The sequence below is a fragment of the Hymenobacter edaphi genome (assembly GCF_003258365.1).
In the GTDB taxonomy this organism is placed as follows: domain Bacteria; phylum Bacteroidota; class Bacteroidia; order Cytophagales; family Hymenobacteraceae; genus Solirubrum; species Solirubrum edaphi.
The window spans coordinates 202,696-229,251 of the sequence record NZ_QHKM01000005.1 but is presented as its reverse complement, the minus strand read 5'-3'; the positions used below and the strand labels follow the sequence as shown (position 1 = coordinate 229,251).

General features: G+C 67.4%; 23 protein-coding genes. 2 read left to right on the top strand and 21 right to left on the bottom strand.

What is annotated here, in order from left to right:
- Positions 1–23: 23 nt before the first annotated feature.
- The 5 genes from DLM85_RS16950 to DLM85_RS16935 are packed head-to-tail and all read right to left on the bottom strand — an operon-like array spanning position 24 to position 4,960.
- A complete protein-coding gene (locus DLM85_RS16950; RefSeq protein WP_111479308.1) occupies positions 24–1,259 on the bottom strand; it encodes a DUF4350 domain-containing protein in 1,236 nt (411 codons plus the stop codon).
- A complete protein-coding gene (locus tag DLM85_RS16945; RefSeq protein ID WP_165822177.1) occupies positions 1,259–2,050 on the bottom strand; it encodes a DUF4129 domain-containing protein in 792 nt (263 codons plus the stop codon). The genes DLM85_RS16950 and DLM85_RS16945 overlap by 1 nt, the downstream gene beginning before the upstream one ends.
- On the bottom strand, positions 2,050–3,036 hold the full coding sequence (locus tag DLM85_RS25540; RefSeq protein WP_165822176.1) for a hypothetical protein: 987 nt from the start codon (positions 3,034–3,036) through the stop codon (positions 2,050–2,052). Before DLM85_RS25540 ends, DLM85_RS16945 begins: the two co-directional genes overlap by 1 nt.
- A 30-nt stretch (positions 3,037–3,066) precedes the next feature.
- Positions 3,067–3,939, bottom strand: coding sequence for a hypothetical protein (locus DLM85_RS16940; RefSeq protein ID WP_111479306.1), 873 nt, complete (start codon positions 3,937–3,939; stop codon positions 3,067–3,069).
- Positions 3,940–3,970: 31 nt separating this feature from the next.
- Positions 3,971–4,960, bottom strand: coding sequence for a stage II sporulation protein M (locus tag DLM85_RS16935; RefSeq protein WP_111479413.1), 990 nt, complete (start codon positions 4,958–4,960; stop codon positions 3,971–3,973).
- 90 nt (positions 4,961–5,050) lie between these two features.
- Between DLM85_RS16935 and DLM85_RS16930 the strand changes: the two genes are divergently transcribed.
- Positions 5,051–5,809 carry an RDD family protein gene (locus tag DLM85_RS16930; RefSeq protein WP_111479305.1) on the top strand — a complete coding sequence of 253 codons (759 nt, stop codon included), beginning with the start codon at positions 5,051–5,053 and terminating at the stop codon, positions 5,807–5,809.
- Positions 5,810–5,926: 117 nt separating this feature from the next.
- On the top strand, positions 5,927–6,301 hold the full coding sequence (locus DLM85_RS16925; protein ID WP_111479304.1) for a hypothetical protein: 375 nt from the start codon (positions 5,927–5,929) through the stop codon (positions 6,299–6,301).
- Positions 6,302–6,398: 97 nt separating this feature from the next.
- On the opposite strand, the gene DLM85_RS16920 is transcribed toward DLM85_RS16925, so the two are convergent.
- The 16 genes from DLM85_RS16920 to DLM85_RS16845 form a co-directional block, all read right to left on the bottom strand.
- Complete coding sequence (locus DLM85_RS16920; protein WP_133257115.1) at positions 6,399–9,959, bottom strand: M36 family metallopeptidase; 3,561 nt, start codon at positions 9,957–9,959, stop codon at positions 6,399–6,401.
- A 148-nt stretch (positions 9,960–10,107) separates the two neighbouring features.
- Entirely contained in the window at positions 10,108–10,779 is a 672-nt protein-coding gene (locus DLM85_RS16915; protein WP_111479302.1) for an energy transducer TonB, read from the bottom strand.
- A gap of 81 nt (positions 10,780–10,860) precedes the next feature.
- On the bottom strand, positions 10,861–12,606 hold the full coding sequence (locus DLM85_RS16910; RefSeq protein WP_207891046.1) for a bifunctional GNAT family N-acetyltransferase/carbon-nitrogen hydrolase family protein: 1,746 nt from the start codon (positions 12,604–12,606) through the stop codon (positions 10,861–10,863).
- A 151-nt stretch (positions 12,607–12,757) separates the two neighbouring features.
- On the bottom strand, positions 12,758–13,876 hold the full coding sequence (locus DLM85_RS16905) for a hypothetical protein (RefSeq protein ID WP_111479301.1): 1,119 nt from the start codon (positions 13,874–13,876) through the stop codon (positions 12,758–12,760).
- A gap of 123 nt (positions 13,877–13,999) precedes the next feature.
- Complete coding sequence (locus DLM85_RS16900) at positions 14,000–14,656, bottom strand: CoA transferase subunit B (RefSeq protein WP_111479300.1); 657 nt, start codon at positions 14,654–14,656, stop codon at positions 14,000–14,002.
- A 20-nt stretch (positions 14,657–14,676) separates the two neighbouring features.
- Positions 14,677–15,993, bottom strand: a complete 1,317-nt coding sequence (locus DLM85_RS16895) for a serine hydrolase domain-containing protein (RefSeq protein ID WP_111479299.1) — start codon at positions 15,991–15,993, stop codon at positions 14,677–14,679.
- Between the two features lie 30 nt (positions 15,994–16,023).
- Positions 16,024–16,728 carry a CoA transferase subunit A gene (locus tag DLM85_RS16890; RefSeq protein ID WP_111479298.1) on the bottom strand — a complete coding sequence of 235 codons (705 nt, stop codon included), beginning with the start codon at positions 16,726–16,728 and terminating at the stop codon, positions 16,024–16,026.
- Positions 16,729–16,886: 158 nt separating this feature from the next.
- Complete coding sequence (locus DLM85_RS16885) at positions 16,887–17,477, bottom strand: FMN-dependent NADH-azoreductase (RefSeq protein WP_111479297.1); 591 nt, start codon at positions 17,475–17,477, stop codon at positions 16,887–16,889.
- 461 nt (positions 17,478–17,938) lie between these two features.
- Positions 17,939–19,165: a carboxypeptidase-like regulatory domain-containing protein gene (locus tag DLM85_RS16880; RefSeq protein WP_111479296.1), complete on the bottom strand. Its 1,227-nt coding sequence runs from the start codon at positions 19,163–19,165 to the stop codon at positions 17,939–17,941.
- 40 nt (positions 19,166–19,205) lie between these two features.
- Positions 19,206–20,630 (bottom strand): T9SS type A sorting domain-containing protein, encoded by a 1,425-nt coding sequence (locus tag DLM85_RS16875; protein WP_111479295.1) that lies wholly within the window; start codon positions 20,628–20,630, stop codon positions 19,206–19,208.
- A gap of 158 nt (positions 20,631–20,788) precedes the next feature.
- A complete protein-coding gene (locus DLM85_RS16870) occupies positions 20,789–22,030 on the bottom strand; it encodes a carboxypeptidase-like regulatory domain-containing protein (RefSeq protein WP_111479294.1) in 1,242 nt (413 codons plus the stop codon).
- 193 nt (positions 22,031–22,223) lie between these two features.
- The gene (locus DLM85_RS16865; protein WP_111479293.1) at positions 22,224–23,177 is read right to left on the bottom strand and encodes a bifunctional riboflavin kinase/FAD synthetase; all 954 of its coding nucleotides are present in this window, start codon (positions 23,175–23,177) and stop codon (positions 22,224–22,226) included.
- Between the two features lie 259 nt (positions 23,178–23,436).
- The gene (gene truB, locus DLM85_RS16860; protein ID WP_111479292.1) at positions 23,437–24,267 is read right to left on the bottom strand and encodes a tRNA pseudouridine(55) synthase TruB; all 831 of its coding nucleotides are present in this window, start codon (positions 24,265–24,267) and stop codon (positions 23,437–23,439) included.
- Positions 24,264–25,070, bottom strand: coding sequence for an undecaprenyl-diphosphate phosphatase (locus tag DLM85_RS16855; RefSeq protein WP_111479291.1), 807 nt, complete (start codon positions 25,068–25,070; stop codon positions 24,264–24,266). Before DLM85_RS16855 ends, truB begins: the two co-directional genes overlap by 4 nt.
- Positions 25,071–25,080: 10 nt before the next feature.
- Positions 25,081–25,404 carry a DUF3098 domain-containing protein gene (locus DLM85_RS16850; protein ID WP_111479290.1) on the bottom strand — a complete coding sequence of 108 codons (324 nt, stop codon included), beginning with the start codon at positions 25,402–25,404 and terminating at the stop codon, positions 25,081–25,083.
- A gap of 204 nt (positions 25,405–25,608) precedes the next feature.
- Complete coding sequence (locus tag DLM85_RS16845) at positions 25,609–26,502, bottom strand: cell division protein FtsX (protein WP_111479289.1); 894 nt, start codon at positions 26,500–26,502, stop codon at positions 25,609–25,611.
- Positions 26,503–26,556: the final 54 nt, after the last annotated feature.

Here is a 26,556-nt window from a genome sequence, read left to right as displayed (position 1 = left end):
GTCAAATCCGCAGTAATCCGTGGTCAGCCTTCGGCCCGCTGGCGAAAATCGGTGAGCAACTGGTGCAGGCGGTGCAACTCGGCTTCGGCGACCTGCTCGGCGTCGAGGTAGCCGTGCAGGCGGGCCAACAGCGTGGTCACTTCGGCCTCGGGCACGCCGGTGCGCAGGCTCAGCCGGTGCGGGTAGCTGCCATCGATGCCGGCGGGCACGGGCTCCTGGAAGCGGGTGCGCAGGTAATCGAAGAACAGGCGGATGCGCAGGGCGGCCAGCGGCTGGTGGTTGCGGCCCTGGCGGTAGAGGCCGGCCACGGTGCGCGCAAACTGCAGGCTGGTGTTGGGCAGGGGCCGCAGCGTGGGCACCGGCCGTTGCCGCCGCCGGGCCCCGAGCAGGGCAAACAGCACGCCGCCAATCAGCAAACCGTACCAGGCCCAGGCCAGCGCCGGGCTGCGGAGCACCACGCGCAGCAGGGACTCGTCGCCGCCGCGGCCCTGCTTGTAGAACTCGTCCCAGAGCACCTGGCCCTTGGGCAAGTACGACAGTGCCCCTTCGGCAAAGCGCACGTTGCGGCCATGGAGCAGGCCGTAGTTGCTCAGCAGGGCCGGCGCGGTGCACAGCAGCAGCTGGCCCCGGCCCACCGGCAGGCGCACCAGCACCGGGCGCCGGCGCTGGTCGGCGGCCAGCACCACGGCCGCGGCCCGGCGCTGCACGGAATCCTTGCCCTCGAACACCAGGCGGCCCAGCGAGTCGCGCTGAAAGCTGCTGCCGGCCACGCGCTGCGGCACGCCGGCCACGCGCCCGCGCAGCACCGGCGCCGTGAGGGAGCAGCGCACCGTGTCGCGCAGGCCGTTCAGGGCGAAGTCGTCGTCGAGCAGGGGCAGGCGCCAGAGGCTGTCGGCGCTGGCGCCCAGGCCGATCTGGTCGGCGGCCAGCCAGATGGTGCCGCCGCGCTGCATGTAGCGGTGCAGGGCGCGGGCATCGGCGGGGCCGGGCCGGAAGCTGCTCTGCAGAAAAAAGTACGTGGCGGGTACCGTCGCCGAGTCCTGCAGCACCTCGTAGGGCGAAAGGCGGGTGGCGCGCACCGCGCCGCCCGTGAGCGTGGGCAGCAGCCGGTAGAGGGCGTAGGTGTCGAGCGGGTTTTTGTGGTCGTTGCGGTACGTGGGCGTCCAGTCGAGCTGCTTGGGCGCGGCCAGCAGCACCAGCACCCACACCACGGTGAGGGCCCCGAGCACCGTCAGGGGCCAGCGGAGGGAGCGGAGCATCAGGCGGCGAAGTTGCGGGTGGTGAGGGTCGTGAGAAAGGCCCGGCGCTCGGCCTGCACCTGCCCGTACTGCTCCCGGGTCAGGGCAAACTCACCGTACCACACGTACTCAAACTGCCAGGTCAGCGCCCCGAAGGCCGGGGCCAGGGCGGGGCCGCGCTGGCGCAGCTCGGCGTCGTAGTGGTGGTTGGTTTTCTGCGGCTGCCAGTCGATGAGGGCGCGGTCGGTGAGCTGCTTGAGCACCAGCAGGTAGCCCAGGCGGGTGGCCAGGCGCCATTGGCCGGCTTCTTCGGCCGCGCGCAGGCGGTCGGGCAGGGTTTCCTCGTGCACGTCGTCGGCCTCCAGGGCGTAGGGCACCGGCACGCGGCGGCCCCGGCCGCGCAGCCACTCGCCGGGCTTCAGGCCCAGCAGCTGCAGCACCACCAGCACCAGGGCGCCCACGGCCAGGGCGTAGAACAGAATCTTCCAGTAAATGCCGCTTTCGGGCGAGAAAACCACCCGGAAGATGCGCCGCAGCAGCTGCTGAAACCAGCGCAGCACCGGGTTATCGGGCGGCGGGTCCTGGCGGTACTGCAGGTCGTCGTCGGCGCGCAGGCGCTGCAGCTCGGCGGCGCTGAAACGGCGCACGGCGGCGGGCGCCGGGCCGGGCGGCAGCACCGCCGGGGCCCGTTGCGTGGTTTTGGGCCGGGCTTTCTGCGCCGGGGCGGGCAGGGGCACTGCGGCCAGCAGCAGCAGCGCCAGCAGCCCGCCCGCCGCGCGGTGGCCCGAAAAGCGGAAGCGGAACAAGGGCATCAGAGGGCTTGGTCGCCGTAGCTGGGGCGGAACAGGGAGTCGTCGGGACCAGCGGGGCCGGTGGGGCCGCCGGCCGGGCCGGGCGTCTGGCCCAGCTGCTCGGCGCGCCACTGCAGGCTCACATGGTCGCGGCGTTCCACCAGGTTGAAGTACTGAAACATCAGCAGCACGTAAATGATGGGCGTGAGCAGCAGGTTGATGCTGATCTGCATGGCCTGGGCCACCGCCAGCGTGGTCATGGCCGCGTCGCCGTCCGCCGATTTTGCGCCGAACAGGGCCGTAATAATCGTGAGCACGGCGCCCAGGCCGGCCGCGAGCATCCACATGGCAATGCTGGCCACGACGTAGAGCCCGAAGGTCGACCACCATTTGCCCCGGATCAGCTGCAGGCAGCGGCTGAGGGTGCTGCCCAGGTCAGCTTCCTCGAACACCACCACGCAGGGCAGCAGCAGCACCGCAATACTGAGGTAAATGCCCGGCAGCACGAGCAGAAAGTACCCGATCATGACGAGCACGCCCGCCACGATGGAGTAGCCAATCATGGGCAGCAGGTAGCGCTTGCCCTCGTCCCAGGCCTCGCCGGCGCTGATGGTGGCCGTGGGGTCGGGCTGGTGCATGCGGCGCTTCACGAAGCCGTAGAGCATGGCGTACTGCACCAGCAGCGCGGCCAAGCCCAGCACCACCAGGCCGAAGATGGCCGGCGACATCAGCGCCAGGCTGATCTGGCTGCCCTGGCCCATTCGGCCGGGAAACTGGCCGAAGCGGAAGCTGCGCCCGAACAGCACCATCAGCGCGGCCAGCGGCACGATGGCCCCCAGCAGCGGCAGCAGCATGATGCGGTACAGGTTGCCGCCGTGCCGGCGCAGAAAGGCCGACGTGGCCTCGAACTTCTGGCCGAAGTCGCGCAGGCGGTAGTAGTCCGAGGGCGTGGCGAAGCTGCGCTGCGCGTCGGACTGGTAAGCGGGCGAGGGCGTAGGAGAGGCCATGCGCGAAGTAAATTCAGGGTGAAAAAACAGTTACAGCGGCCGCTCGTCGTCGGGCGCGTAGCGGTAGTCGTTGCTGGCAGCCGGGGCCGGGGCGGCTTCGCCCAGCTGGGCGGCGCGCCACTCCAGGCCCGGGCTTTCCTTGGCTTCCACGATGCTGAAGTAGTTGAAGGCCATCAGCACGTTCATCACCGGGTTCAGAAAGAACATGGCCGCGGCCGTAAACAGCGAGAAGGGAATGCCGATGATGCGGTTATCGGGGTTCGAGGCCATGAAGTAGCCCAGCACCATGGCCGGCACCAGCAGCAGGCCCAGGAACAGCAGGCCGTAGACCAGCGCCAGGGCAAACGTCGACCACCAGTAGCCCTTGATCAGGTTGAAGCAGCGCGACAGGTCGCCGTCCGCTTCCAGAAACACCACCGCCGGCAGCAAGGTCAGGGCCACGGCTACGTAAATGCCGGGCAGCAGCAGCAACAGCAGCGCGAAGGTGGTAATCAGCCCCCCGACGATGGTCTTGCCGAAGTAGGCCCCGGTGTGGCTGGTGGCTTCCCACACGTCGGCCACCGTCAGCTCGCGCCCGGGCGCTTGGTAGTGCTGAATGCGCAGGCGCAGAAACCCGAAGGTGATGCCCGTGCCCACGATGAGGGCTACGCGCTGGCAGATGCCCCCGACAAAGCCCACGGCCGTTTCGTTGCCGGTGGCGTAGCCGGCCGCTTCGATGATGATGCCCAGCAGCAGCCAGGGACCGGTGTAGCGCAGCAGCGCGGCGAAGAGCACGCGGCCGTGCTGGCGCAGCAGCTGCGCGGTGGCTTCCCACTTCTGGCCGAAGTCGCGGGTCTGGTAAAAGTCGGCCGGCTGGCTGAAGGTGGTGGCGGCATCCGCCAAAACGGTGGTAGAGGTGCTCATATAGGCAGAGAAATAAAGAAAAAAATCAGCATCAGGGCGCCTCGGCGTCGGCATCGGGCAGCACAAAGCCGCTGCGCCGGGCCCGGCGGTGCAACAGCCACGGATACACCACGAAGTAGCCCCCGATCAGCACCAGCGACAGGATAATAACCGGCGCGCTGATGGCCACTGGGTGGCGCGGGGCCAGGCGCGTGACGAAGCCTTCGAGGAAGGCGGCCAGCACGATGAGCGGCACCAGCCCGGCCATGAGCTTCATGGCATCCTGGGCGCCGCGGCGCAGGGCCTCGCCGCGCGGGTAGCTGCCCGGAAAGAGCAGGCTGCTGCCCAGCACCAGCCCGGCCCCGGCCGCCAGCACGATGCAGCTGATTTCGATGGTGCCGTGCAGCCAGATGGCCAGCGACGCCCGCAGGCCCACCCCCTGCGCAATGAAAAAGTACTGGAAGCTGCCCACCATCACCGCGTTGCGAAACAGCAGGTAGAGCGTGCCCAGCCCGGCCGTGGCGCCCAGCGCGAAGGTGGCCAGCGCCACGCGCACGTTGTTGTAGGCAATGAAGAGGAACATCTCGACCTCGGGCGCGGTGCCGTACACGTCGGTGGGGCGGCCGCGGCGGATGTTTTCCAGGGTCATGTTCACGTACCCGTCGCCGAGCACCAGGCGCACGAAGGCGTCGTCTTCGGCGGCCGACAGCGCGCCCAGGCCCGCAAACAGCAGAAACAGCACCAGCGCGGTGAGCAGCGGCTTCCAGTGCCGGGCCACCAGCAGGGGCAGCTCCGTGAGCCAGAAGTAGCCGAAGCCGCGGCGCCGGGCTGCCGGGCGGCGGTACAGCTGCTCGTGGAAGCGGCTGGCCAGCTGATTCAGGTGCTGCGTAACGGGCGCCGTGGGGTAGAAGGTCCGGGCGTAGGCCAGGTCGTCGGTGAGGGCCACGAAACGGGCGGCCAGTTCCTCGGGCGTGGCCGCCGGCTGGTGTTCGTAAGAATGCCACCGCTCCTGGTTGCGGCGGATGAATACAACTTCGCGCATAAAGAACCGCCCGACCATCGGAATCGGGCGTAGAACGTGCCCGGAAGATGATACTTTTGACGGTAGTATCCAACTATTTGCCGGCGCTGTATGGCCCTGTTGCGCATTCCCACCACCCAGAACGTCACCCTCGAATACGAAACCGCCTCCGTCGGGGAGCGAATTGCCGCCACCCTGCTCGACGGCGTGATGATGGTCGGCTGGGTCATTGCCTGGGTGCTCATCAACCTCTACGTGCTGCACCTGGACACCAACGGGGCGGGCGGCGGGAGCCCGGCTTTCGTCATTTCCATCTTCGCCTTGGTGCTGCTGCCGCTGTTTCTCTACCACCTGCTCAGCGAGGTATTCTTCCAAGGCCAGAGCATTGGCAAGCGGGCCCTGAAAATCCGCGTCATCAGCCTCAACGGCGCCCCGCCGCGCTTCACCCAGTACCTGCTGCGCTGGGTGCTGCGCCTGGTCGACATCGACCTGCTGTACGGGGTGGTGGCCATGGCCAGCATCCTGGGCAGCGGCCGCGGGCAGCGCCTCGGCGACATGGCCGCCGGCACCACCGTGGTGCGCCTGAACCGCCGCTCCGTGGTGGCCGACAACGCCTTGTTCGGCTCCGACTACGACCCGCTGTACCGCGTGACCTACCCCGAAGTGGCTCACCTGGCCGACCACGACGTGCGCCTGATTCAGGAGCTGGTGACGCAGAGCGAGCAGCGCGGTGCCACTCACATCCTGGCCGACGTGGCTCAGCGGGTGCGGCAGCTCACCGGCATTCAGAGCCAGCTGCCCGACCACGAGTTCCTGCTGGTGGTGCTGCGCGACTACGCCCACCTGGCCGGCCAGACGGCCGAGCGGTAACTCCGGCAACCAGCTGAACAGTACCAGTTGACGGGCCGCCGGGCGCACCAACTTCCCCTTGCCGCTTGCGTATGGCCAAGGGCCGGGCCGGTAGCATTCCACCCGGCTTCCCTTCCGATGAACGACGAATCCAGCTTCCGCCAAAACCCCGACGAATTCCACGGCCTTGGTGCCGAAGACAACGCCGAAAACCTGCGCCGCGGCCAGCAAGCTGCCCAGCAGCATCCCGAAGCCGGCCAGACGGGGCAGCCCTCCGCCGGCCATACCAATGCTCCGAACTACGGCGAGTTTGGCCACCCCGAAGGCGCTGCCCCTACCGCGCAACCCGAAGGCTTCCAGCCGCGCTACGGCCAGGAAATGCCGCCCCAAGTCGACGATACCCACCACGGCGACGACCGGTTTCGGCACAGCGGCACCCGCAACTGGGCTACCGACGAACCCGCCAATCCTCACCAGGCCAAGCCCGGCGAGTGGTCGGATACCGACGCCTAAGCGCGCCCGGCAGGCCGCGCCGCTTGCCCGTCCCGCAACAAGCAAAAAGGCCCGCTGCAGCTGCAGCGGGCCTTTTTGCTTGTTGCGGGACGGGCGGTTATTCCTTCACCACGCGCAGCACCGTGCTGCTGCCGTCGGGCAGCTGGGCGCGCACCAGGTAAAGGCCGGCTGGCAGCTGCGCCGATTCGCTCCAGTTGATGGAGTTGGCGCCGACCTGCAGGCGCTCGGCCGGACGGCTGAGCAGCAGGCGGCCCGCTACGTCGTAGATGCTGAAGCTTACCTGGGTCAGGGTGGCGGGCACCGTCAGGTTCAGGCGCAGGCCGGCGGCGCCGAAGGGGTTCGGCTGGGCCGTGAACTGCAGGGCCTGGGCCAGGGCGCTTTGCTGGGCCGTGGTGGTGGCGGGCAGCAGGTAGGTCATGATGCTGGCGCTGCCGGCCAGGGCGTTGCTGGCGTCGCGCAGCTCCACCCGCTGGGTGCCGCCGCAGCCGTTGGCCACCTGAATGTCGTCAACAAACCAGCCCTGGAAGACGCCCGGGCTACCGGTGTCGGTGCGGACGCGGAAGCGCACCCGCAGCGCCTGGCCGCTAAACGAGGTCAGGTTCAGCACCGAGCGAATGAAGGCGTTGCTGCTGCCCGTCACGCTGCGGCCCGAGAAGCAGGCCTGGCCCGCCCCCGGCGTGGAAGCGTCGAAGGTGGTGTTCGGGCCGTTTTCGATGAAGTACTGGGCCGCGTTGGTCCACGTCGTGCCGTTGTCGGTCGACAGCTCCACCGAGCCGCCGTCGTAGGCGGCCTCGAAGTTGTAGAAGTGGTTGAACGAGAGCGAAGACAGCCCCGTCGGCGTGAATGGCGCCGACGTCAGCACGTAATCCACCGGCGTGGTGGGGGCCGGCGCCGACCATGCGTGCGTGGGGCTGCTGGCCATGGCCGTGCTGCTGGTCCAGTTGGTGCCGCCGCTCAGGGCCGCGCTGGTGAAGCCGCCGAGCGTGTTGGCATCCCGGTCGTCGTTGACGGGCAGCACCGGGGCGCAGGTGGCCGCGGCCAGGGCCTGGGCCCGGAAGCGGAAGGTTTTCACCTGCCCGGCGGTGGTAAACTGAATGTTCGGGAACGTGACCGTATTGCCGCTGAGCGTGGCGGCGGGCGTGCTGCTCACGTACTGCATGCCGGTGGGCAGCTGGTCGGTGAGGGTGTAGGCCGTGGTGGGCACCGAGCAGTTGCAGTTCAGCTGCAGCGTCACGTCGAAGGTGTTGCCGGCCATCAGGGCCGCGGTTTTCTGCAGCGTTACGGGCGGGGGCATGTCGAAGGCCGCTATCTGGTCGATGGCGCTGTTCGAGGAGCCCTGCACGGCGCTGTAGCCCATGCCCCGGCGGGCGAAGGCGCGCCAGATCGAGCACTGGTACTGCCCGTTGTAGAGCAGCGAGTCGGCGGCCAGAATGGCGTCGCGGGCGTCGAGGAAGCCGGGCATGCAGGGCTGCATTTTCATGCCCTGCATCACCAGCTGCAGCGCGGCCACGTTGCCGCCGGTGCCGGCCCCGTTGTAGAAGTTGCCGGTGATGCTGCCCTGCTGCTGAATGATGTTCCAGGTCATGTCCCAGAGCGCAGCCGTCCAGATTTCGCCAATGGCGTGCACCTCCGGGTTGGCGGCCATGTGGTTGTAGGTAAGCGGGTTCACGCTCAGCAGGGTGGAGTAGGGGTAGCGGCGGATGCCCGTGCCCGTATTGGCCTGCCCCACGGCGTAGGTGCCCACCGAGCGGGCGGCGGGGCCGTCGTTGATGGTCGCCGTCGACCAGTCGGTGTTGAGCATCAGCGCCAGGTAGTCGCTCCAGCCTTCGCCGCCCTGCTCGGCGTTGCCGAGGCAGCTGGCGGCGGAGGGCCCGCCCGTCAGGCGGTTCGAAACGCCGTGGCCGTACTCGTGCACGATGATGCCGTTGTCGAAGTCGCCGTCGAGCTGCGGGCCGGGGCGGGGCAGCGTCACTTCCACGCCGTCGCTGACGCGGGCCATGATGGTGGCGCCCGCGGCCTGCGAAATCATCACGGCCGGAATGGTGATGGTGTTGTCGGAGCCGGTCATCACGATGGGCGTGCCGGCCACGTTGTTGATGACCACCACGCCAACGGCGCCGGCGAGCTGGGCATTTTTCACCCGAGGCGTGTAGCCGCAGGTGCCGTTGCGAATGATCAGGGCAATCTTGCCGGCCAGCGAGGGGCCGCTGTGGGCCGCGCAGCCCGTGTTGGTCGCCGGGTTGCTGCCCGCGTCCACGTACAGGGCCAGCTGCCCCGATACCGGCCCGAGGTTGGCCAGCTTGTTGGCCGTGCTGATGTTGCCTTCCCGCGAGGTGTACGAGCCGGCAATGGCGGCCGGCGCCGTTACCGTGATGGTGGGCGCCGCGGCGTTCCACAGGTACATCTGCATGCGGCCGCTGCTGCCGTCGGGCGGGGTACTGAAGTTGGCGTTGTTGACGCCGTTGCCGTCCTGGGCTTCGGCGCGTACGTAGTCGTTGCCGTTGCCGCCGCGCCCGATGTTGCTGGCCTGGAAGTTACCGGCCACCTCCGTAAAGCCGTACTGGTACAGCACGTCGTGGGTGATGTTGTTCCAGTAAAAGAGGTTGGTAACGGCCGCGTTGCGGTTGACCACCACCGAGGGTGCCTGCGTGAAGTCGGGCGTGAAGCCGAAGGTGAGCGTGGTGCCGGTGGTGGTCGAGTTGGCGTAGTTGCCGGGGGCGTTCAGGCGGGCCGCGTCGTCGTAGGCCGACACGTTGTTGCCGCGGGTGAAGGCGTAGTCGCTGGCGCCGTCGTAGTGCCAGCCGTGGGTGGTGGCCGCGTTGCCCGCGCCCGCGTTCAGCCACGGGTCGGTTACCGTCTGCATGCCGCCGGCGCTGTTGGGGTTCAGCTTCGGGTAGGGCACCACAAAGTAGGAGGCCGTAGCGGTGCTGGCCGGCAGGTACGCCGCCGCGTAGGCGCTGCGCCCGGCCGCGGCGGCCCCGGTTGCCGTGGCGCAGTGGTCCGCGTCGGCCGACGAGCGTTCCTGCACCGTCCAGTTGTCCTGGCTGATGATGGTGCCGTTGGCCGCGTCCACCTGCACGTTCCACCAGTCGGGGCTGTCGAGCAGGTCGATATTCACGTTCCAGGCCAGGTGCGGGCGGCCGGCCGGGTCGAGCACCCAGGCCAGGCTGGCCACGATGTCGCGCTTGGCCACGCCGGCCGCGGCAAAGATCTGCCGGGCTTCGGGGCCGCCCTCGTTGCGCAGCAGCGCGGGCTCGGCGCCGCCGGGCAGCACGTGCCGCACGGCCCGGCTCACGGCCCCGGCCGCCGCTACGGCCGGCGTGGCCGACAGCGCGGCCAGCGGCTTGGCCGGCACAAAGCTGCCGGCGTGGTGCGCCAGCCGGCCCCGCACGAAGGTCAGCGGCAGGATGCGGTTGTACACCGGAATGCCGCGGTGCAGCTGCTGCACGTACACGTGCTCCAGGCCGTTGGCTTCGGTGTAGGCATCGGTGAGGCGCAGGTCTTCGGCCGCGACGCCGTTGCCGGCCCACTGGCTGCGGGTCTGCTGAACGCGCTGGAAGGCGCTTTGGTCGGGGGCGGTGGTTTGGGCCTGCAGGCCCGCGAAGGGCAGCAACAGGCCTAACGCTGCCAGCGGCAGCAGAGTAGAGGTTTTCCTCACGGGCAGAACAGTTCGCAAAAAGTAGGGGAAGGGCAAGCGGGCGGCCGGGCGGCGCGCGCCGCGGCATCGATTTCTAAAAATACAACGCGGCGGTCATTTCTACCGCCGCGTTGTTGAAATTACTCTTGGGTAAGTACCCTGACCGGCCCTAGCGCGCCTGTAGGTGCACGTTTCCCGTCACGACCACCTCGCCCAGGCAGTGGCCGTAGCCGGGGGCCTGCGGCTGGGGCAGGGGCTTCACCGGCGCGGGCGAATCGCCGATGCGAAACGTGGCCAGCAAGTAATACTTTGCCGCCACCGGCTGGCCCAGGTGCACGGCCGGTATCCACGCATAAAAGTGCTGGCTCAGCGCCCGCCACACTTCCTGGTCGCAGTCGGGCGCCAGGCTCTGCTCGATGAGGAAGTTCCGGGTCTGCCCGTCGGGGCCAACCACGAACGAAATGACGACGCGCCCCTCGCGCCCGCCCAGCAAGGACTGGGGCGGGTAGCGCAGGCCGCGGGCCAGCTGCGCCATGTCGTGGGCAAAGCTGCCGAGCAGGCGCGGCGCCCGGGCCGGCCGCAGCAGCTGCCAGCCGCTGGTCGTTTGCAGCCAGTAGCGGGCCGTGTCGGGCCGCGCGAAGACGATGCGGCTGGAATCGTAGTCGAAGGTCAGCTCGGGCTGTCCGTGCTCGTCGAAATAGTCCCAGCGGCCCACGGGCCGCTTGTCGCGCAGCGTGCCGCGCTCGTACTTGTTGCGGCCAGGCTTGAGCGCATGCTGGGCGCTGACGCGGCCGCCGCAGAGCATCAATCCCAGCAGCGGAATAAACAAACGGATAAGCATCGGGCAGCGAAAATAACCAACGGCGCGGAAGCCCGGTCCTGCGACCCGCTCCCGCGCCGTTGGTAAGTCACCAGCCGCGAATTAGCCGGCCGTGTGCTGCAGCTTGTTTTTGCGGCCGATGCGCCCGCCGGTGCGGTCTTCGCCCTGGTGCAGCAGCTCGTCGTCGCGCTCGGTTTTCTTCACCCAGCTCACCGAGTAGAGGTCCTTGCGTCGGTCGCGCAGGTTGCGCACCGCCCCGGAGGTGTTCAGGTCCTTGAGCAAGTCCAGGTCGAGGTCGGCAATGAGCGTCATCTCGGTGTTGGGCGTGGCCTCGGCCACGATGGCGTCGTGGGGGAAGGCGAAGTCCGAGGGGCTGAACACGGCCGACTGCGAGTACTGAATGTCCATGTTCTCGACGCGCGGCAGGTTGCCCACCGAGCCGGTAATGGCCACGTAGCACTCGTTTTCGATGGCGCGGGCCTGGGCGCAGAGGCGCACGCGCTGGTAGGCGTTCTTGGTGTCGGTCCAGAACGGCACGAACAGAATCTTCATGCCCTCATCCGACAGCATGCGCGAGAGTTCCGGGAACTCCACGTCGTAGCAGATCAGGATGCCAATTTTGCCGAAGTCCGTGTCGAAGCAGGCCAGCTTGTTGCCGCCGCGCATGCCCCAGTAGCTGGCCTCGTCGGGCGTTACGTGCAGCTTGTACTGCTCGTCCACGGTGCCGTCGCGGCGGCAGAGGTAGGCCACGTTGTGCAGCTTGCCGTCGGTGTAGAGCGGCATGGAGCCGGCCACGATGTTGATGTTGTAGCTCACGGCCAGCTCCATGAACTTGGCCTTCAGCGGCTCGGTAAAGGCGGCCATGGCCCGGATGGCCACCGAGGGCGAATCCTCGTTGGTCAGGGCCATCAGCGGGGCGTTGAAGAACTCCGGGAACATCACGCAGTCGGCCTTGTAGCCCGACACGGTGTCGACGAAGAACTCGATCTGCTGAAACAGGTCCTCCAGGCTCTTGGTGCCGCGCATCTGCCACTGCACGATGCCGATGCGCACGTTGGACTTCTGGTTGCCGATCAGGCGCTCCGAGTCTTCGTCGTAGTACACGTTGATCCACTCCAGCAGGGTGGCGTAGGCCTTGGAGTCGCCGTCGTAGGGCAGGTAGCCCCGGATCAGCTTGCGCACGTAAAAGTCGTTGGCCAGCTGAAAGGTGAGGATGGGGTCGGTCAGCTCCTTGTTGCGCACCATCTCCACGTACTTCTGCGGCGTCATCTCGCTGGCGTACTGGGCGTAGCCGGGGATGCGGCCGCCGGCCACCATGGCGCGCAGGTTCAGGCTCTCGCACAGCTCCTTGCGCGCGTCGTAGAGGCGGCGGCCCAGGCGCAGGTTGCGGTACTCCGGGTCCACGAACACGTCCACGCCGTAGAGGGTGTCGCCGTCGGGGTTGTGGGTGTTGAACTTGCCGTTGCCGGTAATCTTGGCGTAGGTGTGCCGGTCGCCGAAGTCGGAGTACTGCACGGTAATGGCCAGGGCCGCGGCCACCACCCGGCCGTTGTCCTCGATGCAGATCTGGCCCTCGGGGAATTTCTTGAGCAGGGCGTTGTACTCGTCCTGCTCCCAGGCGCCCTCCATGTTGGAGTACACCTGGTCCATGATGACGCGCACGGCCTTGTAGTCGGAGCGGCGCAGGGCGCGCAGCACCAGCTTGTGGGCGGCGGCGGTGGCTGAGGTGGCCGGGGTGGGCTCCTCGCCGGCCACGGTGGCCACGATGGTGGCCCCGGTTTTCTTATCGGATTTATCGGCGGCCTTTTTGGCCTGGCCGTTGGATTTGGCGGAAGGAGTCGTTGCCATGATTGCGGAAGGTGAAACGCGCCCGGCAAAGGTACAGGCTGCGGCGCGTGCAGTTGCTAGCAACGTCAAGCGGCCCGGCGGTGTTCCGCCGGGCCGCTTTGTTTCGCCGATACCGCCGTTTTGCCGGGTGCCGCCGGTGGGCGGCAGCAGGCTAGTACCGTACCACCCGGCCCACGGCTGTGGCGCCGTCGGCCTGCCGCACGCGCAGCAGCAGGGTGCCCTGCCAGGCGGCATTCAGCGGCAGCGCCGAAGTGCCCCGGGGCTGCTGAAAGCGGCCCAGCAGCCGGCCCGCGAGGTCGGTTACCTCTACTTCGGCCGCCGCCGGCAGCTGCAGCTGCACGGCGGTGCCGGCCGCGGCGGCGGTGGGCCAGGCCGTGAGCGGGGCCGCGGTCTTGCCCGCGGCGGCAGCGGTCGGCAGCTGAATGCGGCGGTAGATGTCGCGGTACTCCACGCTGGTAATGACTTCCTGGCCATTCACCACGTTGGTGGTGATGGTCAGCACCGGCACGTGAATGGTCTTGGCCAGCCACTTGTACTCCCGGCGCACCGGCAGGGTCAGGCCCTGGCCGGGCATACCGCCCACGGCCAGGCTGTCGTGGTCCTCGATACGCGTCACCACCCGCACCGTCTGGAACGTGCCGAAGGGCGTGGTGAGCGTGCCCCAGGCGTCGGGGCGGTTCACGCGCTTGCGGCGCTGCGAGAGGTAGCCGGTGCTGGCAATGGCCGAGGGCGTCTCAAAAAACGAGTTGCTGGAGTCGGCCGGGGAGTTGTAGCTCAGCGGAAAACGATAAATAACGTCCTGCAGCGCCTGGCTCCGGTACGTGACGGGCAGGCCGAAGCCACTGACCGTGGCCCCGAAGCCCACCGAGCGAAAATCGGCGTTCGAGAGGTTGTAGAACTCCACCGGGTCGCTGATGGGCAGGCCGGCGCCGAGGGCCGGCAGGGTCTGCGGCGACACCAGCGTGGCGCGGTTCACCCCGCCTAGGGGGCCAAAAGCAAACTGCAGGGTCGTCGCCGTGGTGTTGATATTGGCGTAGCGCTCCACCCGCTGGGCCGTGGGCGTGAGGGCGGCGTAGTTCCAGGTCTGGCCGACGCCGCGGCGCGTGAGGGGGGGCGCCGAAGCGGGCAGCACCGGCGAGGCCTGGCTGATGCGCAGCGTGTCGCCGATGACGGGCAGGTCGGTGCGGTCGATGATGGGCTGGGCCACCTGGGCCTGGGCCAGGGGCGCGGCGCCGAGCAGTAGGAGGGCAAGCGGGTAGATGTGACGCATAGGCGACTAGGGGCAGTTAGGGCTCAGCAAGATACGCAGCGGCGCGGCGGTACAAAAAAGCTCCGCGCGGCCGAAGCCGCGCGGAGCCCTGCGCCCGGATCGGGCCGCCGGAGTACCAGCTCGTTACACGCTCATTTCGGGCACGCCGGCGGCCGGTACCACCAGCCGGCCCGCCGTGGCCTGCTGAATCTGCTCCACCGATACGCCCGGGGCCCGCTCGCGCAGCACGAAGCCGTCGGGCGTCACGTCGAGCACGGCCAGCTCGGTCACGATTTTCTTTACGCAGCGCAGCCCGGTGATGGGCAGGGTGCAGTCGGGGAGCAGCTTCGAGGAGCCGTCCTTGGCCACGTGCTGCATGGCCACGATGATATTTTTGGCCGAGGCCACCAAATCCATGGCGCCGCCCATGCCCTTCACCATCTTGCCCGGAATCTTCCAGTTGGCAATGTCGCCGCGCTCCGATACTTCCATGGCGCCGAGGATGGTCAAATCCACGTGCTCCCCGCGAATCATGCCGAACGACTCGGCCGAGGAGAAGATGCTGGAGCCGGGCAGCGTGGTCACCGTCTGCTTGCCGGCGTTGATCAGGTCGGGGTCCACTTCGGCCTCGGTGGGGAAGGGGCCCATGCCCAGCAGCCCGTTTTCGGACTGCAGCACCACGTTGATGCCCGGCGGGATGTAGTTGGCCACCAGCGTGGGAATGCCGATGCCGAGGTTGACGTAGTAGCCGTCTTTTACTTCTTGCGCGATGCGCCGGGCAATGCCGTGTTTGTCAAGCATGAGGGTGGGAGCGTAGCGGGTTATTTGGCCACGGGGGCCGGGGAAGTTAGGGCCGCGCGCACCTGCTGCTTGAACTTGGCGGGCAGGTCGCGGGCGGTGGTGTTGGGGTATTTCTGGGTGTAGAGCAGGGCCACCACCTTCAGCTCGGGGTCGACCCAGTAGGTGGTGCCGAAGATGCCGCCCCACTCGTAGCTGCCGGCCGACAGCCCGGATTTGTCGGCGTTGGCGGCCGTCATGATGCTGAAGCCCAGGCCGAACTTGTTGCCGCCCTGCTCCAGCGCGCCCATCTGGTTGGTGGTCATCAGGCGCACGGTGGCGGGCTGCAGCAGGCGCCGGCCGCCGTATTCGCCCTCGTTGAGCAGCATCTGCAAAAACACGGCGTAGTCGTCGATGGTGGACGAGAGGCCCGCCCCGCCCGAAAAGTAGGTGCCGGCCTGCTTGGGGTAGTCCGGCGTCATCGGGCCCATCACGCCGCCTGCGGGCGGTACCGGCACCAGCTTCTTGCTCTGCGGGTCTTCGGTGTAGAGCACGGCCAGCCGGTTTTGCCGGTCGGCGGGCAAGTAGAAGTAGGTGTCGCGCAGGCCCAGCGGCTCGAACAGGCGGCGGCGCAGAAACTGGTCCAGCGGCTGCCCGCTGAGCACTTCGATCAGCCGGCCCACCATGTCCACGCTCAGCCCGTAGGTAAACCGCTCCCCGGGCTGGTGCAGCAGCGGCAGCCGGGCCAGCTTATCCATCGAGGTGGTCAGCAGCCCACCGGGCGTGCCGATGCCGCTCGGAATACCGGCTTTGGCGTAGATGGCGCGGGCCTCCTTGCTGCCGATAACCGGGTAGCCCAGCCCCGAGGTGTGGGTGAGCAGCTGCCGAATGGTTATTTCCGACTTGGCCGGCCCGGCGGTGTAGCTGCTGTCCTGGGGGTTGAACGAGGCCAGCACCTGCGGGTGGGCAAAGGCCGGCAGGTACTTGCTGACCGCATCGTCGAGCTGAAACTTGCCCTCGTCGTAGAGCAACATCAGGCCCGCGCTGGCCACGGCCTTGGTCTGCGAGGCAATGCGGAAAATGGCGTCGGGCCGCAGCGGCGTCTTGGCCGCCACATCGTCGTAGCCGAAGGCCTTGCGGTAGATGATCCGGCCGTCCTGCGCGACCAGGGCAATGGCGCCGGGCACGCGCTCGGTGCTCACGTACTCCTGCAGCAGTTGGTCGAGGCCGGGCAGCGGGCGGGGCCGCGCCACCAGGGTGCGGGCGGCCGGGCGTGCCGCCGTGGCCGGGGCTGCCGTGTGGCAGCCCGCCGCGGGGCCCAGGCTCAGGGCGAGCAGCAGGAGGTAAGCAGCCTGTTTCATCGGGGGCAGGTAGGGCGGGAGCGGCGGGGCTTAGTTGGCCGCGGCGCGCACCGTGCGCTGCTCGATGCGCTTTTCGTAGTCTTTGCCCTGGAAAATGCGCTGCACGTAGATGCCCGGCGTGTGAATCTGGTTGGGGTCCAGCTCGCCGGCGGGCACCAGCTCCTCCACCTCGGCCACCGTGATTTTGCCGGCCGTGGCCATCATCGGGTTGAAGTTGCGGGCCGTGCCTTTGTAGATGAGGTTGCCGGCCGTGTCGCCCTTCCAGGCCTTTACCAGGGCGTAGTCGGCGTGCAGGGCGGTTTCGAGCAGGTACATCTTGCCGTTGAACTCGCGGCTTTCCTTGCCTTCGCCCACCTCGGTGCCGTAGCCGGCCGGAGTGAAAAAGGCCGGAATGCCCGCCCCGCCCGCGCGGCAGCGCTCGGCCAGGGTGCCCTGCGGAATCAGCTCTACTTCCAGCTCGCCCGAGAGCAGCTGCCGCTCGAATTCGGCGTTTTCGCCCACGTAGCTGGAAATCATCTTCTTCACCTGCCGCTGCTGCAAGAGCAGCCCGATGCCGAAGTCGTCGACGCCGGCGTTGTTGGAAATGCAGGTCAGGTTCGTCACGCCCAGGCGCAGTATTTCCTGGATGCTGTTTTCGGGAATGCCGCACAGGCCGAAGCCGCCGAGCATCAGCGTCATGCCGTCGGTGAGGCCCTGCAGCGCAGCCTGCGCGTCGGCCACTACTTTGTTGATCATAGAAGGATGGGGGGAATTGGGCCGGCAAGTTATCAATCTGCCCGGAAGCACGCGCCGGCAAAAATGCGCGCTGCCCCCCGCTTCCGCCGAAAGCGAAGGGCAGCGCGCCGCAACAACGGCCGCCGGGCCCGGGCGTAGGGAGCCGGGCCCGCCGGCGCCTACGCCGTGGCCAGGTGGTGAATAGCCTCCCGGGCCTCGCTGATGGGCGCCTCGCTGAGCACGATGAGCTGGGTGGCGCTGATGATTTCCACGTCGACGATGCCCATAAAGCCCAGAATGGTGCGCAGGTAAGGCGTGGCAAAGTCCCAGGGCGTGCCCACGGCCACCGAGCCGGAGGTGACGACCAGGTACGCTTTCCGGGTGGTGAGCAGCCCTTCGTAGCCGGCTGATGAATGCGTAAAGGTCAGGCCCATGCGCACCACCAGGTCCAGCCAGGCCTTCAGGCAGGCCGGAATGCTGAGGTTGTAGACCGGCGCCCCGATGATGAGCACGTCGGCCGCCCGCAGTTCGTCCACCAGCTCATCCGAAACGGCCAGGGCCTGCCGCAGCTCGGGCGTGCGGTACTCGTCCGGCGTGAAAAAGCCTTCGATCATCTGGTCGTCGACCAGCGGAATGCCCCGGGCCACGTCGCGGTAATTCACGTGCAGCTTGGGGTAGAGCACCAGCAGCTCGGCCACCAGCTCGGCCACCAGTTTGCGGCTGACCGACTGTTCGGTGCGGCCGCTGGAGTTGATTACCAGTGCATTCATACAAGTAGGGGTGAAAGGTGAGCAAGCTCTGGAGGTAGCACTGGCCACTAGAAATACCTGCGTAACCACGCCTCACCCGCCCACCCCGGCGAATCGGCTCCTGCCTTCCCAGGCCCCGCGCGCGGCTGCCGCGCCGGCGTCCCGCGCAATTGCCGGCCCCAACGAAGGCAGACTGCTAATCAACTAAAGCGCCTGAAACTGCCCGTTCGCCGGGCGCAGCGGGAGTCTATCCACTCACTTTCATTTCCACGATGCCTGCCAAAAGCGGCCATCTTCAGCCGACTATCAGCACGCCCGGGGCTAAGTTCACCGTCCGGCCACACGTCGCGCATTCGGTACCAGTCGCACAGCCGCTGCGCAGGCTGCGGCTGCTTTAATATATATAAATATAAATTAAATATTATTCAGCGGCAATTAAGCGCGGCAATACCCGGCGAAACCTCCCGCCGAACCGTCCGGCCTCAGGGCTGGGCAGTAGGCGGCTCGTAGTCGACGGGCAGCAGCTCCCCGATTTTCTCGAAGCCCCAGTAGCCTTCCGTGAACACGGCCAGCGGGTCGACGAGCTGGCCGGTAGGCGTGATTTCCACGGCCGGCTGCAGCAGGTGCAGCACCGAAATCTGCTGCTCGGGCCGCACGGCCGGCTCGCCGAGGCGGTGGGGCAGGGTGTAGGCCGGGTCGGGCTTTTCGCGCTGGTAGGTCACCTGCACCAGGTCGCGGAAGCGCAGCACCGGCGCCCCGCCCGGGCCGGGGCGGCGCAGGCTGTCGGCGGGCAGGGGGCGGGTGTAGAGGTAGGCGTACTGCGGCGGCTCGCGCAGCTGCTGCAGCAGCGAATCGGCCGGGTGCCATACCTCGTGGGCGTGGCGCAGGCGCTCCAGGCGCAGCAAGGAGTCGGCACGCACCCAGCGCATGTTGGGCACCCGGCGCAGGCGGTTGGCCACGAAGCCTTCCGCGGCGAGCTGGCCGGTGCGCACGCTGCGCAGAAAGTGCGTGAGCGAGCCGCGGTACGCGGCCAGGCGGTTGGCCGCCCAGTGCGCCCGCTTGGCCCCGCTCCTGGTGGGCAACTCCTCAAACACCGGCCAGGCGTAGTACGACAGCACCTGCTCGCGGAAATTGATCTGAAAGTGCAGCCCGTAGAACCGGATGCGGTAGCCCAGCGCCGCGTTGTCGACCTGCAGGTAGTCGGCGGCCTCGGCGGTCAGCTCGCCCGTCTGGGCGTCGAAGGCCACGCGCACGCCGTCGGGGTTGCGGATGCGGCACTGCCGCGAAAACGCGGTGCTGCCCAAGAACAGCTCGACGAAGCGCTGGTAGTCCTCGGGCTTGTTGCGGTGCGGCCGAATGACCACGCCCGCCAGCTGCTGGCTCAGGGGCGCGGGTCGCAGTTGCGCCACCACGGGCGCCGTGCCCACCCGCACGCTCTGCCGGGCGAGGCGGTAGCCCAGGTAGGAGCACACCAGGTCGTAGGTGCCCGCGGGCACGCCCGGCAGGCTGAAGCGGCCCTGGGCGTCGGTGGTGGCGCCGCGGGTGGTGTTGGCCAGAAACACGCTGGCAAAGGCCAGCGGTGCCTGCGTCACCGAGTCGCGCACTTCCCCGCTGATGGTGGCCTGCGCCCGGGCCGCGGGCCGCAGCCCCAGCATACCGAGCAGCGCCAGCAGCCCGCAACAAAGGAATCGGCTAAACAACCCACGCATAAAAAAAACGGCGCCGCGGGGGCGGCGGCCCCTGGCGGCGTTAGCGTTTGAAAATGCGCATCCGGCCGATTTTGCCCTGGCCGTTGGTGCCCACCAGCAGGTAGGAGCCCGGCTTCACGCCCCGCAGCGAGAGCTGCGCCGTGCCGCCCGTCACCGCCGGCCAGCTCAGCACCTGGTGGCCCGCCAGGTCGTAGAGGTACAGGGCGTTAGCCGAAGCAAAGGGGCTGTTCACCCGCAGCAGGTCGGCATCGGTCACGGGGTTGGGCCAGGCTGCCAGCGTGGCCGTAGCGCCCAGCTCCAGCTCCGCGAAGCGGCCCAGCCGCAGGAAGATGCCTTCGGTCACGGCGCCGGCCATGAAAAAGGTGCCGGGCGCGTCGCCGGGCAGCAGGCTGGCTACCTGGCCGGCGTTGCTTTCGCCGAGTTTGGCAATGGCCGGCGCGTTGTTGTCTTCCAGCGGCTGCACACTGCCGTCCCGGCTGTTGATGAGCATCAGGTAACGCGTGAGAATGTGGCTGTTGCGCACCGTAAAGCCGCTGAGCAGCACCTCGCCGGTGGGGGAAGCCGCCCACTGCTCGGGACTCAGAATGCCGCCGTCGCTGGTAATCAAGTCACGCGACCATTGCACCGCATTCACGCCCAGCCTGATGCGGTGCAGGTGCCCGTCGTAGGCGAGGAAGTCGTTGCCGCCCAGGGCCAGCAGCAAGGTTGGGCCAGTGTACGAGCCGGGCAGCACCGTTTCAGCGCCGCGCACCCCGTCGTCCGACACGAAAATAACCTTGGCGGTAGGCGTGGTGGAATAGAGCGAGGAATACCCGCTGGCGCCCACCAGCACGCCGCCCGGCTGCGGCAGCACCGTATTGATAACGGAACTCACGACTGGCAGGCCAAAATCCAGCGGCAGCTGCTGGCGCTGGCTGCCGTCGGCGTTCAGGTACAGCAGCGCAGCCTCCCGGCCCCCGTCGTTGACGGCTACCACAAAGCCCTGGTGCGAGTCGTCGGGGGCCAGTCCGACGAGGCGGCGGGAGCTGCCGCTGAAGTCGCGCGTCCAGCGGATGGGGCCGCGCGGGGTAAGCGCCACCAGCAGGTTGGGGCGGCCAAAGCCGGTATACAGCGGGGTATTGACCAAACCCAGCAGCAACTCCCCCTGGGCGTTCTGGCTGGCCTCGCGCACGAAAACGTGGGGGTAGCCGGGCACCGCCACGCGCTGCTCCCAGAGCTGTCGGCCGCGGGCATCGGTGCGCACCAGCACCACCCGGCGCGGCGCGGGCTGGCTGGTGGAGGTCTGCTTGAGCAGCTCTTCCCCGACGAGCAGGAAGCCGCCATCGGCCTGGCGCAGGGCCTTGGCGCAGGACTGCGTGTGCGCCGCCGTGTAAAGCTGCTGCCAGCCGGTTTGGGCCGCAGCGGCGTGCAGCATCAGCGCGAGCAACGCGCTCAGCAGGGTACGAAGGCGAAATGAGGGTAGCATAGGGTCGATAGGCAAGAGGAAGTAGATGAACCACGCGGGGCCGCGCCCCGAGCCAAATGTACGCGCCGGGCCGATGGAAGTAAACGGCCATCCATCAGAAAGAAGGCCGCCCGCTGACTTGCAGCGGGCGGCCTTGCGGGTGCGTTTGCGCGGGGTAGTTACTTGCGGCCCGGCGCCGCCGGCGTGGTGGGCACGTAGTCGAAGGGCAGAAACTCGCCGATTTTCTCGAAGCCCCAGTACTCGCCCACCGACACGGCCAGCGGGTTCAGCAGGGAGCCGTCGGCCTGGATTTCGGCTCGGCGGCCGTTCAGCCGCAGCCGCGACACCTGCCGCAGCGCGGGGTAGGGCGTGCGCGAGGGCCCGAGCGGCGACATGGCCTGCTTGTAGCGCGGGTCGGGGGCCTCACCGAAGTAGGCCACCTGCAGCTCGCCCGAGAAGCGCAAAAACACGCGCTTGCCGTCGGCCGATACCTGCCGGATGCTGTCGATGGGCAGGGCCGCGGGGTTCAGCGTGGCGTACACCGGGCCCGAGCGGCTCCAGAGCCGCAGCGAGTCTTTTTCGGCGCGGGTCAGGTCGCTGCCGTCGGGGTGGCGCTCCAGCAGCATCTGGCGCAGGCTGTCGGTCTGGCCGAAGCGCTTGTTCACCGTCACCTTGATCTGCTGGGCCATGAAGTTTTCGGTGCGCAGGCGGTTACGGTGCACGCTGCGCAGAAAGTGCATAAACGAGCCGTTGTAGGCCTTCAGGCGGTTGGCCGCCCACAGCTTCTGCTGGGCCTCGTCCTTGGGCTTCATTTCCTCGAACACCGGTTCCCCGTAGTACGACACGGCGCCGTCCTCGGGGTCGTAGCTGAATTCCAGGCCGAAATACTTCAGGCGGTAGCCCAGCGCATCGTTGTCGACCTGCAAATACTCCTTGGCGCGGGCCCGCAGCTGCTTGTCTTCCTCGTCGAAGAAGACGCGCACGGCTTCGGGGTTGCTCACGCGGCACTGCTCCGAAAACTGCGAGCCGCCCAGAAACAGGTCGGAGAACTGCTTGTACTCCTCCGGCTTGTTGGGCTCGGGCTTGATGACGACTTCGCCCAGGCTGTTGCCCACCGGCGAGAGCAGCAGGGTGAACTGCTGCGAGGGGCCGCTCATGGTCACGCTCTGCTTGGAGAGGCGGTAGCCCACGTAGGAGCACACCATGTCGTAGGTGCCGTTCGGCACCCGGCTGATTTCAAACTTGCCCTGGTCCGAGGTCGACGAGCCGAAGGTGGTATTGGCCAGAAACACGCTGGCAAAGGCCAGCGGCTCCTTGGTCAGCGAGTCGAGCACGACGCCCGTAAACCGGTTCTGGGCCTGGGCCGCCGCGCCGACGAGCAGCAGGCAACCCAGCAAAAACATCCGCAAAGAATTCTTCATGCAAGGGTGGAATACAAAATCAGGGCCAGCTAGAGGTTGAACAGCTTATTTGGCGCGTCATTCCGGGCGAAGCGAAGAAGCTCGCTCAGCGGACGTCAGAGGAGCATGACAGCCTTGCTTCATCGTTCTGCAAAACGTGCGAGGCTCCTTGGTTTCGTTCGGAATAGCGTTTCAACCCAATCCGGCGGCCCGGCTAGCCGCCAATCAGGTGCGCCCGGGCCGCATCGGCGTCCTGGGCCAGCTGGGCTTTGAGCGCGTCGAGGCCGCTGAACTTCTGCTCGTCGCGCAGGCGGGCCACAAACTGCACGGTCAGCGGCTGGTCGTACAGGTCGCCGTCGAAGTCGAGCAAATGCGCCTCCACGGTTTCCTGCAGGCTACCGCCCACCGTGGGCCGCACGCCGATGTTGAGCATGGCCGGGTGCCGGGTGCCGGCCGCCGTGGTGGCCATCACGGCGTACACGCCGCGGCCGGGCACCTGCTTCAACGCTTCTTCGCAGCGAATATTGGCTGTGGGGTAGCCGATGGTGCGCCCGAGCTGCTGCCCGCGCACCACCGTGCCGGTGAAGGGGTAGTCGTAGCCGAGGTAGCGGGCGGCGGTGCCCACGTCGCCGGCCTCCAGGGCCCGGCGGATACGGGTGCTGCTCACGCCCACCGCGTCCACGTCCTCGCGCGGAATTTCCTCCACCTCCAACCCGTATTCGGCCGCGTGCTGCTGCAGGTACTCGAAGCTGCCCTCCCGGTTTTTGCCGAAGCGGTGGTCGTAGCCGATGACGAGCTTGGCGGTGCCCACCGTGTCCAGCAGCAGCTCGCGGATGTACTGCTCGGAGGTCCACTCGGCAAATTCGCGGGTGAAGGGCACGATGAGCAGGTAATCCACGCCGTAGCCTGCCAGCTTCTCAATGCGCTCCTCCAGGGTGTTGAGCAGGTGCAGGGGCTTGGGGTCGGGGTGGGCGGGGGGCGGCGCCAGCACCAGGCGCGGGTGCGGCCAGTAGGTGATGACTACGCTCGGCCCGCCCGAGAGCCGGGCCACTTCCTGCAGGCGCTGCAAGATCTTATGGTGGCCCAGGTGCACCCCGTCGAAGGTGCCGCTGGTGACCACGGCGTTGTGGAGGCGCGGAAATTCGGCGGGGTCGCGGACTACGTGCATGGCGGAAGGGAGACTGGTGGCACGCACGGGCCGGCGCCCGCCGGCGCCGTGCGTGGGTCCTTGAACGCAGGTAGGCCGCCGCTGGATTTGCCAGCCGGGCCTTGCGTTACGGCGCTGCGAAAGTAGGCACGGCCCGCCAAAAGCGGCTGGTTGGGCCATAACCTATTGTTCCGGGCGGAGCGAGGAAACGGGCGCGGCATGCGGCTGCCCAGGTTCCTCGTTCCGCCCGAAACGACGGTTCGTGCTACGAAAGGGCCTGCTACTCCGCCGTTTCACCAGCGGCCAGCGCATCGGCCGCCGCCTGCTGGGTAGCGTCGTAGTGCTCCAGCCCCAGGCGGCGCTCCGGGCGCGGCATTCGCGCCCGGCGGGGCCGCTCGGCTTCGCCCTCGGGGCGCGGCGGGCGGCGGGCTTCGATGTCGGCCATGCTCAGCGCGTCGGCCAGTCGGTACTCGCCGATGCGGGTGCGCACCAGCTGGGTGAGGTGGGCGCCGCAGCCCAGCAACTCGCCGAAGTCGCGGGCGAGGCTGCGGATATAGGTGCCCTTGGAGCACACGATGCGGAAATGCACGTCGGCGCCGTCGATTTCGGGCAGTTCAAAGGCCTTGATGTCGACGGTCTTGCTTTTGATGTCGGCCGTGTCGCCGCGGCGGGCCACCTCGTAGGCCCGCTCGCCGTTCACCTTCACGGCCGAAAACAGCGGGGGCGTCTGCTCGATCAGGCCGGTAAGCCGGGCGGCGGCAGCCAGCAGCTCCTCGCGGGTGAGGTGCTGCCAGGGCCGCTCGGCGTCCACGGCCGTTTCCAGGTCGAAGGACGGGGTGGTCTGGCCCAGGCGAAACACGCCGGTGTACTCCTTTTCCTGGGCCTGAATCTGGTCGATGGTCTTGGTTTTCTTGCCGGTGCAGAGAATCAGCAGGCCGGTGGCCAAGGGGTCGAGCGTGCCGGCGTGGCCGATTTTGCGCGGCTTCAGGGCGTACTTCACCTTCTTCACCACGTCGAACGAGGTCCAGCGCAGGGGTTTGTCGACCAGCAGGACTTCGCCCGGCTCGGGCGCCGGTTCGGGGCGGTTGGGCTTGCGGTTGGGCTCACTCATAGCAGTTCCAGCGGAATGTTCAGGGCCAGCATCAGCAGCAGCAGGCCGCCCACGATGATGCGGTAAATGCCAAAGGCGCGGAAGCCGTAGCGGGCCACGAAGCCCACAAACAGCCGGATGGCCAGCAGGGCCACCACGAAGGCCACCACGTTGCCGAAGGCCAGCACCTTCAGCTGCTCGGCGTCGAGCGTGTGGCCTTCCTGAAAGTAATCGAGCAGATCCTTGGCGGCGGCGGCGGCCATGGTGGGCATGGCCAGGAAGAAGGCAAACTCGGCGGCGGCGCGGCGGGTAAGCTTCTGCGAGAGGCCGCCGATGATGGTAGCGGCCGAGCGGCTGATGCCGGGAATGACGGCAATGCACTGAAACAGGCCGATGACGAAAGCCTCGCGCCAGCCCGGGTTGGTGACGGGGTGGCCGCCTTCCTGCGGGTCTTCCTGCGGAAACAGCCGGTCGATGAACACCAGCACGATGCCGCCCAGCAGCAGGGTCACGCCCACCGTCGTGACGGATTCCAGCAGGGCGTCGATGTACTTTTTCAGAAACGCGCCCACCACCACGATGGGCAGAAAGGCCACCAGCAGCTTCAGGTAGAAGTCGAAGCTCTGGAAAAAGCGCTTCCAGTACACCACCAGCACCGACAGAATGGCGCCGAGCTGAATGACCACCAGGTAGAGCTTGGTGAAGGCCGTGGGCGGAATGCCCAGCAGGGCCGAGGCAATAATCATGTGCCCGGTGCTCGACACGGGCAAAAACTCAGTCAGCCCCTCGACGATGGCCAGGAGCAGGGCATGCCAGTAATTCATTCAGCAGGGCTTAGCGGCGCTGGTACGTGGGCGGCGTGGCCGGGGCGGCCGGCGTCACGGGAGCCGTCGGGCCGGCCGGAGCCACGGGCGCGCCGGGCGTTACCACTTGATTAGCCACCGGGGCCGGGCCCGATTTGGCCATGATGGCAAAAAACTCCACCACGAAGCCGGCGGCCAGCAGCAGCGGCCCCAGCGTCAGGCCCAGAAATCCTTCGCCGTAATCAGCCCCGTCGAGGCTCATGGTGATGAAACCGGCGGCCAGCAGGGCCAGCCCGATGAACATCAGGCGGTAGTTGCGCGGCCCGAAGGCGAAGCGAGGAGAAGGCGTGGGCATAGAAAAAGCAGTCGGAAAAGGCAAAGGTAAGCGGCCGGGGGCGGACGCCGCCGTTGACGCGCCAGATGAGCGCAACGCAAAATTAGTTGCTTCAGCCAGGAAAGAACGCGGTAGCCTGGGGGAAGTCCACGCGAACCGCCCGAACCGCCATGTCTCGACAAGCTCGACACGACGGCCTGACAACGTGAAACTTGCTTAATGGCCCTAATACAGCTCATCCAAGGACATGCGCAGGTACTTGCGCACGGCCCGGTAGGAGCTGAAAAAGCCGATAACGCCGCCCAGCACCAGCAGCACCAGCAGCACCGCGCCGATCAGCCGGTCGTCGCGCAGCAGGGCCAGCTCGTCGAATTCGTAGTAGGCGTACTGCAGCAGGGCCAGCAGCAAGAGCGCGGCCAGGGCCCCGCTCAGGATGCCCTGCCAGGTGGCGCGGCGCAGAAAGGGCTTCTGGATAAACCAGGCCGTGGCGCCCACCAGCTGCATGGAGCGAATCAGGAAGCGCTGCGAGAACAGCGCCAGCTTGATGGTATTGTTGATGAGCACGGCCACCACCAGCAGCAGAATCACCGCGAAGCCGAGCAGCACCAGGCTGATTTTGCGGATGTTCTGGTTGACGGAGGTGATGAGCGTCTGCGGATACGTCACCTCGAACACGCCCTGCTGCTGCTGCAAATCCTGGCTGATGCGCCGCAGCTGGCTGGAATCGGCAAACTCCGGGTTGAGCTTCAGGATGTACGCGTCGCGCAGCGGGTTGTCGCCGAGCAGGGCCACCGGATCTTCGCCGGTGCGGTCGATAAACTGCTTCACGCCCTCTTCCTTCGACAGAAAGCGCACCTGCGGCTGGTCCTGGCGGTAGGCTATATAAGGCTTCTGGGCCAGGGTGCGCTGCAGGCGCAGCAGCTGGGTTTCGGGCAGGTTGCGCTCCAGGAACACCTGCACCTCCAGGTTTTCCTTCACCACCCCCGAAATCTTGTGGGCGTGCACCAGCAGCAGCCCGAACAGGCCCACCACCAGCAGGGCCATGGTAATGCTGAACATCACCATGGTATAGGGGTAGGAGCCAAGCTTCTTCTTGCGGGCGGGGCGGAACTGGGGCATCTAGGGGTAAAGGTAAGTGGTGAGATAGTGAGATGGTGAAATGGTGAGTGTCGT